The sequence below is a fragment of the Sphingomonas faeni genome, from assembly GCF_040407505.1.
GTDB classification, from domain to species: Bacteria; Pseudomonadota; Alphaproteobacteria; order Sphingomonadales; family Sphingomonadaceae; genus Sphingomonas; species Sphingomonas faeni_E.
The window spans coordinates 1,322,815-1,336,687 of record NZ_JAPZPQ010000001.1 but is presented as its reverse complement, the minus strand read 5'-3'; the positions used below and the strand labels follow the sequence as shown (position 1 = coordinate 1,336,687).

Here is a 13,873-nt window from a genome sequence, read left to right as displayed (position 1 = left end):
AGAACGGAGCTAGCGACGGTTATGCAAAAATGGAAAATGGCGGGTGCGGCGGCTGTGCTGTGCGCAACCGGCGCTGCTGCCGGCGCACCACAGGTAGCGGCGCGGATGGACCTTCCCGTCCAGACGCTCGATCGAACACCGATCACTTCCCCCGTCGATCACCCGTTCCGAGGGACGATCGCGCTGGAAGTGGACGCGCGGGACGTGGCGCACAGGGTGTTCGTCGTCCACGAACGCGTGCCGGTGCAACACGCGGGCGCGATGACGCTGCTCTACCCACGCTGGGAGGCGGCAAGCCACGGGCCAAGTCTCACCGTTACCGAGCTGGCCGGGCTGACGGTATCGGCGAACGGAGAACCGATCGCGTGGCGGCGGGACGCGATCGAGCCGCACGCGTTTCATCTGGAAGTTCCCGAGGATACCAAGACGATCGACGTAAGCTTCCAGATCATCGCGGATGAAGATCGACTGTCGGGCGACGTGGTCGCCGTGGCTTGGCAGCACCTGCTGCTGTACCCGGCCGGGTGGTACGCTCGAAATATCGCGGTAGCACCGTCGGTCATGCTGCCGACGGGATTGAGCGCATTTTCGTCGCTTGACGTTGCCGATCCGGAAGAAGGCAAGCTTAGCTTTAAACCGGTTTCTCTGGAGCGGTTGCTCGACTCGCCGGTCCTCGCAGGACGTCACGCCGCACGCGTGCCGCTCGCACAAGACGGCGCAGGCGCGGTAACGCTCGACCTCGTTGCAACAAAAGCCGGCGATCTTGCCGTTCCCCCCGATCGCATCGCGGATCTGCGTCGCATGGTAACGCAGGCGGGCGCGGTATTCGGCCCGCCGCCGTTCAGCCGCTATGAGGTGCTGGCACGGATGAGCGACGACGGCTCGTCCGGCGGCACCGAGCACCGGGAGTCGGCCGAAATCGGCATGGCCTCGTCCTACTTCCGCGATTGGGCCGGGCAGCTCAACAATCGCGACATCGTCGCGCACGAGTTCGTCCATGCTTGGAACGGCCTCTACCGCGTGCCCGCGGACCTGTGGGCACCCACTCCCAATGTTCCGCAAAGCGGCAGCCTGCTCTGGATGTACGAAGGCCAGACCGAGTTCTGGGCGCGCGTGCTCGCCGCTCGTTCGGGGCTGCGGAGCCGCGAGGAAACGCTCGACAAGCTTGCGCTCGATGCGGCCGAGGTCGTCAATCGACCGGGACGCGCGTGGCGGTCGCTGTCGGACGACGTGAACTACCCGTCATTCATGCTCCGCCAATCGGTCCCTTGGCGCGACTGGCAGCGGCGCAAGGATTACTACTTGGAAGGCGTGATGCTGTGGCTCGACATCGATGCGCTGTTACGCGAACAGACCCACGGGCACCGTGGAGTCGATGATTTCGCGCGAGATTTCCTCGCAGGTGCCTCGGCGGAGCATCCTGTTCGCACCTATACCTTCGACGACCTCTGCGCTGCTCTGCAACGCGTTGCGCCATTCGACTGGCCGAGCTTCATCAACCGCTGGATCGAAGGACATGGGGAAATGAACCCGTCCGAAGGGCTCAAGCGGCATGGATGGCGTCTCACCTATGATGCAGAGCCGACGCTAACATTCCAGCAGAACGAGCAGGAACTCGGAGGAGCGGACCTTTCATACTCGATCGGCCTGACGGTTGCAGATGACGGGAAGGTGCGCGCGGTGAATTGGGCCGGGCCGGCGTTCCGCGCAGGGATGGCTCCCGGCGATCACATTACGGCGGTCACGGGGGCGCCATACACACGTGGCGCGCTCCAAGATGCAGTACGGAATACCCCAGCGAACCCGATTGCGCTCACCTGGCAGCACGACGGAAATTCCGTGACACGAACGATCGATTATCGTGGCGGACTGCGATACCCCCACCTTACACGCGTCCCCGGTCATCGGGATGGGCTGACTGCGCTACTCGCTGCGCGATGAGGGCGCGGTGTGCCACTCTCTTGCTCCAACGAGGTCTTAGATTTACGCCCAAGGATAATTGCGCGCGCAGTTTTGCCGGTGAGGCAATATGAATAACTGTCCGGAGTTGGGGACCGCGAAGCCGGCGCCGAGCGGCCGCTATTGGGTCTGGCCGGAAGCCGTAGGGCAGGGCGCGTTATGCTACCCTTTTTCTTTCGGGGCTGGCACGCGGCCAGTCCCGAACGTTATTGGCGATGGTGGCGCGCATCATCCTGATTGCAGGGAATAATATTGATCGCATTTCGATGTATCTTGAAAGACCACGTTGACCGCCGCGATGAATTATCGAATTATATTTTTGTAAAAATCTTGAATTAGTCTCGGTGTTCGGGGGTTAGCGTAATGCGTAAGCTGTTGTCTGGGGTTGCCGCGTGCAGCCTGATCGTCCTGACGTCCGGCTGCGGTAGCGACGACGGTTCGGCTACGACGCCGCCAATCACGACGGTCCCCGGTGCCACGCCGACGCCGACGCCAGCACCGACGCCGGCTCCAACGCCCGCGCCGACCCCTACGCCGACGCCGGCTTCTTATGTCTCCCCTTGCGATTTCACGCGCAGCCAGGCGGTGAGCCTGCTGTTTGGCGCCGAGGTGCAGGCGAAACCCACGTTCCCCTCGCCCAGCACCTATCGGTATGCGTCCGCGTCGGCTGCACTCGTAGATCTAGGAACGAACTCGTCCTTCCAGCTCGACGCCGCGACCCGCAACGTGAGTTTGGTACGCAACGGCGCGACAATCGCCTCATTCACAGGGGCGCAGCGCAATATCCCGGAACCCGGTGACGAAGGTATCGCCTATAGCGCAGGCGCCAATCTTTTCGGATTTGGCTGCATTCCGTCCAGTCTCGCCCTCGCCTATACGGTGACCGCGGTGTACGCGGTCAATCTGGACCCGGTACCGCCTGCTGCGGATACGTCCGGTCTGATCCTGGTCGGCGGTACACCGACGATATCGTTGAGTGAGCTGTCGTCGGGCAGCTACGGCTCATTGGTTTCGCTCAGCATTCTGACGACCGGCTCCGACAATCCGGAAGACTCGACCGACGCCCGGACCATCACCACCGTCACCTTCGACCTCGCGAGCGGCGTGCTGAAGGGGACCCTGACCGGGGTGGGCGATAAGACCTATACCGTGAATTTCACGGCCACGCTGATACCCGGAACGACGCGGTTCCAGGGCGTCGTGACGACCGCAAGCGGGGCGACCGGCAAGCTGAGCGGCGGGTTTTTCGGTCCGGGTGGCAGAGAATATGGCTTCACCCTAGCAGTCGACGACGGCACGGCGCACATCACCGGCGTAGGCTTGGGTAAAAGAAGCTAGACTGACACGGCAGCACGGTTGCGGGATCGTGCGCGGCGGCTTCGCCTCTCGCACGGTCCGGCGCCGGAACGATATGCCGCGTCGGTTCGCGTGAGTAGCGCTCTCTCGCCCCTTTGCCCCGCGCCCGGGTAAGGCTCGCGGCATGACCCGTGCTCCCCTTACGCTCTACAACAGCCTCTCCCGCCAAAGAGAGCGCTTCGTACCGATCGATCCGGGCAATGTTGGCATCTATTCCCTTGGGCCGACGGTCTACAATCACGCGCATATCGGCAATTTGCGCGCCTACGTCTTCACGCCACGCTGTGGCGCGTGCTGACGTGGAAATCCTCGAAAGCAGCCGGACCGCTTTCCTCTCCCATCACGACATTCGCGACCGGATTGCCGCCTTCACAATCGGTTCGTCGCGAAGATTAACCAGCGTCCGAAGTTGGGAGGGGGAAGGGGCGTGAGCGTCCGATTATGGGTCAGTGCTACCCAATCCACCGGGAGCGCATACCCCAACCACCTGCCGAGCAGGCAGCAGAGTACTACGCCGGCTCGTGGTAGATCCCCCAATTCCGGAAGTCCCAGTCGTCAAGAGAGATCGTCAGTTCTCAGTGCAAACTGCCCTCGGGCAACATCTGATTCACACGAGCTGCCACTGTCGATAGCAATCCGGAATACCCCGTGCCTTCGTTGGGTGCCGCAGCGACGGCTTCGCCGATCAGCAGCAGAGATGGATCGCAATCGCTTATCGTTTCGACCAGGAAGGCGAGCGCAGACAATCGACCTCGAATGATGCGTTCGGTCGGAAGCGAAACGTTGACCGCGACCATCACCGGCGTGTCGGGCGCGCGACCGGCGGCGATCAGATTGCGCGAGACTTCGGCGGCGGCGGCGCGGCCCATGTAGATTGCGAGCGTGGCATCGGACGCGGCGAGCGCGGTCCAGTCAAGATCGAGCGCTTCGCCGGCGCGGGCGTGTGCCGTGACGAACGTCAGCTTTCGTGCGAGGCCGCGCAGCGTCAGCGACGCGCCACCCGACGCCGCAGCGGCGCTGGCGGCGGTGATGCCGGGGCAGATCCGCACCGTGATGCCGTTGGCGGCGAGGTGGTCGAGCTCTTCGGTCGAGCGGCCGAAGATCGACGGATCTCCGCCCTTGAGCCGGACGACGCGCTTGCCCGCGCGCGCTGCCCTGGCGAGCAAGACGTTGATCGAGACCTGATCCTTCGAATGTCGCCCCGATCGCTTGCCGACACTCACGACTTCGGTGCGGGCGGGGATGAGCGCAAGGACGCCCGGGCCGACCAGCGCGTCGTAGAACACGATGTCGGCCGCCGCGATCAGCCGCTCGGCTTTCCGCGTGAGAAGGTCGGGATCGCCGGGGCCGGCACCGACCAGCCAGACCGAACCGGGCGGGAAATCATGCGACATTTGCTGATCCTTGCGTGACGAGGAGTTTGGCGAGGGCAGGGCGGCAGGATCCACAATTGGTGCCGGCTTTAAGTGCCGCACCGATCGCGGGAACGTCGGCGAGATGCTGGTCGGCGATCGCGGCGAGGATGGTCTTCAGCCCGACGTCGAAGCACGCGCAGACGATCGGGCCACGGTCGACCTGCATGCCCGGCGCGCGGCCGGCGAGCAGGGTGGGCGCGGCGATGGCCTCGCTCAGTTGCGCGACGAGCCAGTCGCGGGGCGGAAGTGCACCGTCCCGGGTCACGAACAGCACTGCGGCGAGCTTGCCGCCCTCCAATATCGCGATCCGGCGGGAGCCCCGAGCCGCATCGACCGCCTCGATCCGCTGGCCCTTCGGCAGCAACGCGTCGAGTGCGGCGGCGTCGCCGTTGCCCGCCATGTCCCACGCCGTTCCACCCGGTACCGCGACGCGCGTCGCCCACAGGCAATCGGGGCGCGTCGCCAGTTCGTCGCGGACCACGACGAAGCCGCGCCATTCAGTCGCGACGGGCTCGATCCGAACGGGCGTGGATTTGAAGCCCGGCTGACCCGAGACAGGGTCGGCTAGCGGGCGAGGCAGCAGCCCGGCACGGCCGCCGGTCGCGGTGCGGTCTGTCCAGTGGATCGGTACGAACAGCTCGCCGATCCGCTGCGTCGCGACGACGCTCGCGCGGAAGAGGCTGTCGCCCTGCGGCGTGAGTACGCGCGCAAGGCCGCCATCCACGATCCCCAGCCGTACCGCGTCGTGGGGGTGAATCTCGACCAGCGGCTCCTCGCGGTGGCGCGCGAGTTTGGGCGACAGGCCGGTACGGGTCATCGTATGCCACTGGTCGCGGTAGCGCCCGGTATTGAGTGTCATCGGCCATCGGGCGAGTGGTGCGGCAACCGGCTTTTGCGCCACTGGCACGAGGCGGGCACGGCCATTGGGAGTCGAGAACCGGCCGTCCGCGAAGGGTGCGCCGCCCCAACGGAACGGCATCATCGCACCGTATTCCGCATTGCCCTTGGCGGTATGACCGGGAAGCGCGAACAGCCGCGTGCCGTTATTCTCATAGGACGACAGCCGGCAATGCTCGCGCCAGATCTCGGCGGGGCGGTCGTAGGAGAATGCCGTCTTCCAGCCCATCCGCCGCCCGACTTCGGAGATGATCCACCAATCCGGTTTTGCGTCGCCGGGCGCGGCCATGAACGCGCGCTGGCGGCTGATCGTGCGGTCCGAATTGGTGACGGTGCCGTCCTTCTCGCCCCATGCCGCGGCGGGCAGGCGGACGTGCGCGTGGACCGATGTGTCGGTCGTCTCGATCACGTCGGAGACGACGACGAATGGGCATGCCGCCAGAGCCTCGCGCACGCGGCCGGCGTCGGGCATCGATACCGCGGGGTTGGTCGCCATCACCCACAGCGCCTTGATCCGGCCGTTGCCGAGTTCGCGGAACAGGTCGACCGCCTTCAGCCCCGGCTTGGTCGCCATGTTGGGCGCGGCCCAGAACCGGCCGACGCGGGCGACGTTCTCGGGCGCGAAATCCATGTGCGCGGCGAGGCTCGACGCGAGCCCGCCGACCTCGCGCCCGCCCATCGCATTGGGCTGGCCGGTGATCGAGAAGGGGGCTGCACCCTGCTTGCCGATGCGGCCGGTGGCGAGGTGCAGGTTGGTGATCGCGTTGACCTGATCGGTGCCCGACAGCGACTGGTTCACACCCTGGCTGAACATCGTCACCGTCTTCGGCGTCGCGGCGAACAGTTCGAAGAAGCGCCTGAGATCCTGCGGCGGAACGTCGCAGATGCGCGCGACCGACCACAGGTCGCTGCCCTCGTCGAACTGGTCCCAGAACGCATCGGGCGTCGCGACATGCGCGGCGAGATAGTCGTAGTCGACCACGCCCGCGTCGCGACACCACGCGAGCAGGCCGTTCATCAGCGCGACGTCGGTGCCGGGGCGGATTGCAAGATGAAGGTCCGCCTCGTCCGCGGTCTCGGTCCGGCGCGGGTCGATCACGACGAGCTTGGCGCCGGCGTCGCAGCGCGCGCGGATGCGTTGATAGACGATCGGATGGCACCAGGCGGTGTTCGACCCGACCAGCACGATCAGGTCGGCGGCGTCGAGATCGTCGTAGCTCGCGGGCACGATGTCCTCGCCGAACGCGCGCATGTGGCCCGCGACTGCGCTCGCCATGCAAAGCCGCGAATTGGTGTCGATGTTGGCCGAGCCGATGAAGCCCTTCATCAGCTTGTTGGCGACGTAATAGTCCTCGGTGAGCAGTTGTCCGGAGACATAGAACGCGACGCTGTTCGGGCCGTGCTGTGCGATCGTGTCGCGGAAGCGTTTCGCGACGAGGTCGAGCGCCTTGTCCCAGGATGCGCGACGCTGGCCGATCATGGGGGTCAGCAGGCGGCCTTCGAGTCCGATCGTTTCGCCGAGATGCGTACCCTTCGAGCAGAGCTTGCCGGAATTGGCGGGGTGGTCAGGGTCGCCCTTGATCGTGACGGACCGCTCCCCGGTCGGGGTCGCGAGGATACCGCAGCCGACACCGCAATACGCGCACGTCGTGCGAACGGAGGCCATTAGCCCTCTCCCCCTTGGGGAGAGGGTTGGGTGAGGGGTAGTTGGGAAGGCCAGCACACGCCCCAAACCCTCACCCCGGCCCTCTCCCCGGAGGGGAGGGGGAGCAGTGGCGCGCTCATGCGGCGGCTTTAATGGTTGAGGTGCGGCAGAGCAAAACCCGGCCCCCCGACACCTTCACTGGGATCACCGGCGTACACCCCTTGTCCTCGCCCAGCGCCTCGCCCGTATCCAGCGCGATCCGCCAGTTGTGCAGCGGGCACGCCACCGCGCCGCCGTGCACGATGCCCTGCGACAGCCGCCCACCCTTGTGCGGACAGCGATCGGCGAGCGCGAAGACCTTGCCGTCGCCGGTGCGGAAGACCGCGATGTCGTCGCCGCCGGTGACCTGCACCGTACGGCTGCCGCGGACCGGGATCTCGTCGACCCAGCCGATATCGAGCCATTCGCCGATCATGCCATTTCCCTCGTCTGATCGATGGGCGTGAAGCGCGCCATCGGCGCATGCTGCTCGCGATGCTCACCCGCCGCGCGCGCCGCCCACGGATTGTCCTGCGTGAACTGCTGCGAGAACAGGAACCGTGCCGCCAGCGCATCGCGGCCCTCCGGATCGTCGGCGATCCGTTCGCGAATATACGCGACGCCGATGCGCTCGATCCACGGCGCGGTGCGTTCCAGATAGCGCGCTTCCTCGCGGTACAACTGGATGAACGCGGCGCAGTAATGCATCGCCTCGTCCTCGGTCGCGACCTTGCACAAGAAGTCGGTCGCGCGGACCTTGATCCCGCCATTGCCGCCGACCGACAGCTCGTAGCCGCTGTCGACGCACACCACGCCGAAATCCTTGATCGTCGCCTCGGCGCAGTTGCGCGGGCAGCCGCTGACCGCGATCTTGAACTTGTGCGGCATCCAACTGCCCCAGGTCATCCGCTCGACCTTCACGCCAAGCCCGGTTGAATCCTGCGTTCCGAACCGGCACCAGTCCGACCCGACGCACGTCTTCACGGTCCGCAGCGACTTGCCGTACGCATGCCCGCTGACCATCCCCGCGGCGTTCAGATCCGCCCAAACCGCTGGCAGATCCTCCTTCTTGATCCCGAAGATGTCGAGCCGCTGGCCGCCCGTCACCTTGACCATCGGCGCGTCGTATTTCTCGACGACGTCGGCGATCGCGCGCAACTCGCGCGGGTTGGTGAGCCCACCCCACATCCGCGGCACGACCGAATAGGTGCCGTCTTTCTGGATGTTGGCATGCACGCGCTCGTTGACGTAGCGGCTCTGCTGGTCGTCCTTGTAGTCGCCCGGCAACGCGCAGAGCAGATAGTAATTGAGCGCAGGCCGGCACGACGAACACCCGTCCGGCGTCGACCAGCTCATCTTCTGCATGACTTCGGGGATCGAGCGCATGCCCTGCGCGACGATCTCGCGGCGGACGTCGTCGTGGCCGAAGCTGGTGCATTTGCACATCGTCTTCACCGAACGTTCGCCCGAATATTCGTCACCCAAGGTAACTGCGAGCAGCGTCTCGACCAGCCCGGTACACGATCCGCACGACGCCGACGCCTTGCAGGTCGCACGGACCGCGTCGAGCGTCGCGTTGCCGGCGCCGATGCACGCCACGACCTTGCCCTTGGTGACGCCGTTGCAGCCGCAGATCTCCGCATCGTCGGGGAGCGCCGCAACGGCCGCCTTAGGGTCCGCGGTGCCTCCTCCCGAGGCGAACGACTGGCCGAAGATCAGCATGTCGCGGATCGGCGCGATGTCTTCCGCCCGCTTGAGCAGGTCGAAATACCAGCCGCCATCGGTCGTGTCGCCGTACAGCACCGCGCCGACGATCCGGTCGTCCTTGACCACGACGCGCTTGTAGATGCCGCGCGACGCATCGCGCAGGACGATGTCCTCCGCGCCTGCACCGCCGGAGAAATCGCCCGCCGAGAACACGTCGAGCCCGGCGACCTTCAGCTTGGTCGAGGTCACCGATCCGCGATAGCCGCTGTGACTGTCGGTCAATCCATCGGCGAGCGCGCGGCACATGTCCCACAGCGGCGCGACGAGGCCGTAGACGTTGCCGTCATGCTCGACGCATTCGCCGACCGCCAGGATCGACGGGTCGCTGGTGACCATGTGGTCGTCGACCTTGATCCCGCGGCCGATCTCCAGCCCGGCGTCGCGCGCGAGGGCGACGGAGGGGCGGATACCGACCGCCATGACGACGAGGCTGGCGGGGATCAGCGTGCCGTCTTTCAGCAGCACGCCCTCGACGTGGGTATCGCCGACGATCTCGGCGGTGTTCGCCTCGGTGAGAATGACCTGACCGCGCGATTCCAGCGCCGACTTGAGCAACCACCCCGCCGCCTCGTCGAGCTGCCGCTCCATCAGCGTCGGCATCAGGTGGATTACCGTGACCTTCATCCCGCGCAGCGTGAGCCCGTGTGCGGCCTCCAGCCCGAGCAGCCCGCCGCCGATGACGACCGCCGCTCCACCCTTGCCCGCAGCCTCCAGCATGTGGTCGACGTCCGCCATGTCGCGGAACGAGATCACGCCGGGCAGGTCCTTGCCGGGGACGGGGATGATGAACGGATCGGAGCCGGTCGCGATCAGCAGCCTGTCGTACGACACCGTCAGCCCCGACCGTGCGGTGACGGTCTTGGCGGTGCGGTCGATCGCGTGCACCGGATCGCTCGTCACCAGCTCTATGGTGTTGGTCGCGTACCAGGCGTGGTCATTGATGACGATCTGCTCGAACGTCTTCTCGCCCGCCAGCACCGGCGACAGCATGATGCGGTTGTAGTTCACGTGCGGCTCGGCACCGAAGATCGTCACGCGGTAGCGGGTCGGGTCGCGCGCGATCAGCTCCTCGACCGCGCGACAGCCGGCCATGCCGTTGCCGATCACGACGAGATGCTCGCGCCGCTTGGAAAAGGGGGTGTCGGGGAAGGGGGTTTGGTGTTCCATCAGATCATCCAGTCGGGTTGGAGCCGGGGAAGGGAGGGTCATGCGGGGAGCGCGCCGTTGACCGAGCGGTCGCTGGTGCGGCGTGCGTCGAGCGCCGCGTCGAGCAGCGCGCGCTCGTTCGATTTGTGCGTGGCGGAGAAGCGGACGGCGAGCGCGCAGACCGCGGTGCCTGCGACGACGTAGCCGAGCACGATGAGACATTGCTGCGGGGTGGCCGACGCTTTGTTGAGGAACCCCGCCGCGACCGCGCCGATATTGCCGCCCGCGCCGATCAGCCCGGCGACACCGCCCAGCGCCTTGCGGTCGATGAACGGCACCAGCGCATAGGTCGCGCCGCACGCCATGTGCGTGAACAGCCCGAACATCGTCATCGCCAGTATCGCGAGCGTCACGCTGCCGGCATGACCGAACAGCACCAGCCCGACGCCTTCGCCGAGCATCAGCGCGAACAGCAGCAGCGCGCGGCCGTCGAGCCCTTTGCTGAGCGCGATCCGGTCGCTCGCGATCCCGCCGAGCGCGCGGGCGAACAGGGCTAGACCGCCGAAGATCCCGGCGGCGAGGCCTGCGTTGGTCAACGAAAGGCCGAACCGGTCGACGTAATAGCTGGCGGCGATGTTATGGATGAAGATCTCGACGCCGAAGCAGGCGCCGTACGTCGCGGCGAGCATCCAGGTGCGGTAATTGGCGGCGGCGCGGCGGAAGATCGCCATGCCCGTCGCCTTGCCGCCATCGAGTTCGATGCCCGCGGCGCGGAGGTCGACGATGTCGCCCTGCAGCGTGTCCTGCGTGTAGCGCGCATAGACGAACGCCATCGCGAGCATAGCGACGCCCGGCACGAACATCGCCGCGCGCCATCCGAACGCGTGCTCCACCCCGAGCCCAATCAGCGCCGCGACGACCAGCGGCATCAGGCTCTGCGCCGCGCCGCCGCCGGCATTGCCCCAGCCCCCGACGGTCGCGTTGGCGGTGCCGACGACGTTGGGCGCGAACATCACGCTCGTATGATATTGCGTAATGACGAACGACGCGCCGATCGCACCGATCGCGAGTCGGAAGAACAGGAACGTCTCGTAGGTCTGCGCGAACGCCAGCCCGAACACGGGGATCGCACCGAGCAGCAGCAGCCATGTATACGCACGTCGCGGACCGAACCGGTCGCAGAGCGGCCCGACCACCAGCCGAACCAGAATCGTCACCGCGACCGCGGCGATGTTGATGTTGGCGATCTGGTCCTTGCTGAGGCCGAACTCGGTCTTGATCAGCGGCATCAACGGCGCGGCGGCGAACCATGCGAAGAAGCACACGAAGAACGCCAGCCACGTGACGTGGAACGCGCGCATCTGCGGCGTGGCGGCGCTGAACAGGTCGATCCGTGTGGCTTTCGGCGCGGCGGTGTCGATTCCCGGTGATGCGAACAGCATGATTTCCCCCATCTGCGATGGACAAAGAAAAAGCCGCCCCGACGGCGACCTTGTGGACGCATCGGAGCGGCTTCGTTGCCTGTGGACGATCGGTGGATCGCCCTACGCGGTCAGGTCCCCTCGTTGGAACCGGTCTCGCGATAATTTCGTGTCCGACTCCCTTGCCGGACAATGCGAAGATGAACGAAGAGGCCCCATCGCGCAAGCGTCATTTCGCATATGCAGCAGATTGGGGCTTGGCGGGGCAATTGACTCCGGGATCACCCCTCCAGGGAGGGGCAGGGGGTGGGTCGGCTTCCGCATGTCCGAACCGAAGGGGCTCAAGCCAGCCGATCCACCCCCAACCGCCCCCTTCCAGGGGGGGAGAGGAGAGTTCAAGGCAAGCTGGCCAGATACCCCTCGATATCGTCGGGATCGAACGCTCGCCGATCGAAGAACGCATCGCGCCCAAGGATCAACCGCCCCTGTGTCGATCCCGCGCCAATGCTGTCCGCGCCGATCGCCCCCTCCAGCTTCGAACTCGCATTCGGCAACGGCGCGCCTGAGCCAATCAGCGCCGCGCGATACGCGTCAGGACGAAACACACCTTGCGCGACGTCCGCATCCTCAGCCGAGAACGGCGTGCCGTCCCACCGCACCATCTGCGAATACAGCCATGCCGCCTGACTGCGCCAAGGGAAGTTCGCCGCTTCGCGGTACTGGAACATAAAGTCGGGCACGTGGATTGGCAGCGCGTCCTTCACCAGCCGCACTCGGTCGCCGATCGCCCGCGCCACTGCATCGACCGGGGCATCGAGATACTCTCGACGAGACAGTATCGCCGCATTCTCCTCAAGCGTATCCGGATCGATGAACTGCGCAGCCGCAGCGTGCAATGCGCGGATCAGCCGGTGGACGACGTCGCCACACTCGGCCAGCGTGGCGGCACGCATCGCCAGCACCTTTTCGACCCCACGCTGCCAGACCTGTGCCGTTACCAGCGCGATCCGCCCGACCCCGCGATCGACCGCGACGCCGTTCCAGGGCTCGCCGACGCAGATGCCGTCGACTTCGCCCGCCGCCAGCGCATCGGCGGCGAAGGTCGGGCTGGTCGTGACGATCTCGACGTCGGTATCCGGGCGGATGCCGACAGCCGCGAGCCAGTAGCGCAGCATGTAATTATGACTCGAATAGCGATGCACCACGCCGAACCGCAGCCGCCGTCCCGCCGCGGCGCGCGCGATTGCGACCGCCTTCAGTCGCGCACCGAGCACCACCGGATCGCCAAGCGCGTCGCCGTCCATCACCTGCGCCGCGAGCGGCAACGACAGCGTGATCGCATTGCCGTTGAGCCCCAGCACGAACGGTACCGCCATCGGCACTGCCGGTCGTCCACGCCCCAGTGCCGTCGCGATCGCCAGTGGTGCGACCATGTGCGCGGCATCGGTATGGCCGTACAGCAGCCGATCGCGCACAGTCGCCCAAGTCATGTCGCGGACGAGTTCGATCTCCAGCCCCTCGGCCTCGGCGAACCCACGTTCGCGCGCGAGGATCGGCAGCGCCGCATCGACGAGCGGGAGGAAACCGATGCGAACCCGGTCGAGCGCCATCACAAATCTCCCATGAGCGCGTCGCTGGTGATGATCGCGTCGGCGATCTCGGCGATCCGCCGGTTGGATCGCATCGCCTGCGCGCGGAGCAGGCCGTACGCGGTCGGTTCGTCGATGCCGCGGCGCTTCATCAGGATCGCCTTGGCGCGGTCGACGGTGGTGCGATCGGCGAGTGCGCTGCGAGCTTCGTGCAGTTCCGCCTGCAATCGCGCGAACGCTTGGAACCGGCGGATCGCGAGGTCGATGACCGGCTTGATCCGCTGCTTGGCGAGCCCGTCGACGATATAGGCAGAGACGCCTGCATCAACCGCCGCGTTCGTGGACTCTGCGTCACTTTGATCGACGAACATCGCAATTGGTCGGGCGAGGGCGCGCGATACGGCAAAGAACTCCTCGAGCACGTCGCGGCTTGGATTCTCGAGGTTGATCAGCACCACTTCGGGCGCTGCCTTCTCCAACGCCGCAACCATCCCGAGCATGCCGTCGATAACGACGATATCGTCGAGGCCGGCCTCACGCAGGCCTTCCGAAATGATCGCAGCACGCGTCGTGCTTGTGTCGATGATCGCGATCCGCATCACGCAGTCTTATGCTGCACCGATCCTCATGGCGAGGGGA

General features: G+C 66.0%; 9 protein-coding genes and 1 pseudogene. 3 read left to right on the top strand and 7 right to left on the bottom strand.

What is annotated here, in order from left to right; genetic code table 11:
• The first annotated feature begins 21 nt into the window (after positions 1–21).
• From O6X71_RS06040 to O6X71_RS06030, 3 genes and pseudogenes are all read left to right on the top strand, one after another.
• Entirely contained in the window at positions 22–1,941 is a 1,920-nt protein-coding gene (locus O6X71_RS06040; RefSeq protein ID WP_353464931.1) for a peptidase M61, read from the top strand.
• A 381-nt stretch (positions 1,942–2,322) separates the two neighbouring features.
• Positions 2,323–3,297 carry a hypothetical protein gene (locus O6X71_RS06035; protein WP_353464930.1) on the top strand — a complete coding sequence of 325 codons (975 nt, stop codon included), beginning with the start codon at positions 2,323–2,325 and terminating at the stop codon, positions 3,295–3,297.
• Between the two features lie 142 nt (positions 3,298–3,439).
• A pseudogene (locus O6X71_RS06030) lies at positions 3,440–3,621 on the top strand (cysteine--tRNA ligase); the annotation flags it as partial.
• Between the two features lie 269 nt (positions 3,622–3,890).
• Here O6X71_RS06030 and cobA read toward each other — a convergent pair.
• From cobA to O6X71_RS05995, 7 genes are all read right to left on the bottom strand, one after another.
• Entirely contained in the window at positions 3,891–4,709 is an 819-nt protein-coding gene (gene cobA, locus O6X71_RS06025; RefSeq protein ID WP_353464929.1) for a uroporphyrinogen-III C-methyltransferase, read from the bottom strand.
• A complete protein-coding gene (locus O6X71_RS06020; RefSeq protein ID WP_353464927.1) occupies positions 4,699–7,293 on the bottom strand; it encodes a molybdopterin-dependent oxidoreductase in 2,595 nt (864 codons plus the stop codon). The genes cobA and O6X71_RS06020 overlap by 11 nt, the downstream gene beginning before the upstream one ends.
• Positions 7,294–7,408: 115 nt before the next feature.
• Positions 7,409–7,747: a nitrite reductase small subunit NirD gene (nirD, locus tag O6X71_RS06015; RefSeq protein ID WP_200910655.1), complete on the bottom strand. Its 339-nt coding sequence runs from the start codon at positions 7,745–7,747 to the stop codon at positions 7,409–7,411.
• A complete protein-coding gene (nirB, locus tag O6X71_RS06010; RefSeq protein WP_353464926.1) occupies positions 7,744–10,245 on the bottom strand; it encodes a nitrite reductase large subunit NirB in 2,502 nt (833 codons plus the stop codon). The genes nirD and nirB overlap by 4 nt, the downstream gene beginning before the upstream one ends.
• 38 nt (positions 10,246–10,283) lie before the next feature.
• Positions 10,284–11,666 carry an MFS transporter gene (locus O6X71_RS06005; RefSeq protein WP_353464924.1) on the bottom strand — a complete coding sequence of 461 codons (1,383 nt, stop codon included), beginning with the start codon at positions 11,664–11,666 and terminating at the stop codon, positions 10,284–10,286.
• Between the two features lie 374 nt (positions 11,667–12,040).
• Positions 12,041–13,255, bottom strand: a complete 1,215-nt coding sequence (locus O6X71_RS06000) for a CmpA/NrtA family ABC transporter substrate-binding protein (protein WP_353464923.1) — start codon at positions 13,253–13,255, stop codon at positions 12,041–12,043.
• Positions 13,255–13,833 carry an ANTAR domain-containing response regulator gene (locus O6X71_RS05995; RefSeq protein WP_055876699.1) on the bottom strand — a complete coding sequence of 193 codons (579 nt, stop codon included), beginning with the start codon at positions 13,831–13,833 and terminating at the stop codon, positions 13,255–13,257. Before O6X71_RS05995 ends, O6X71_RS06000 begins: the two co-directional genes overlap by 1 nt.
• Positions 13,834–13,873 lie beyond the last annotated feature (40 nt).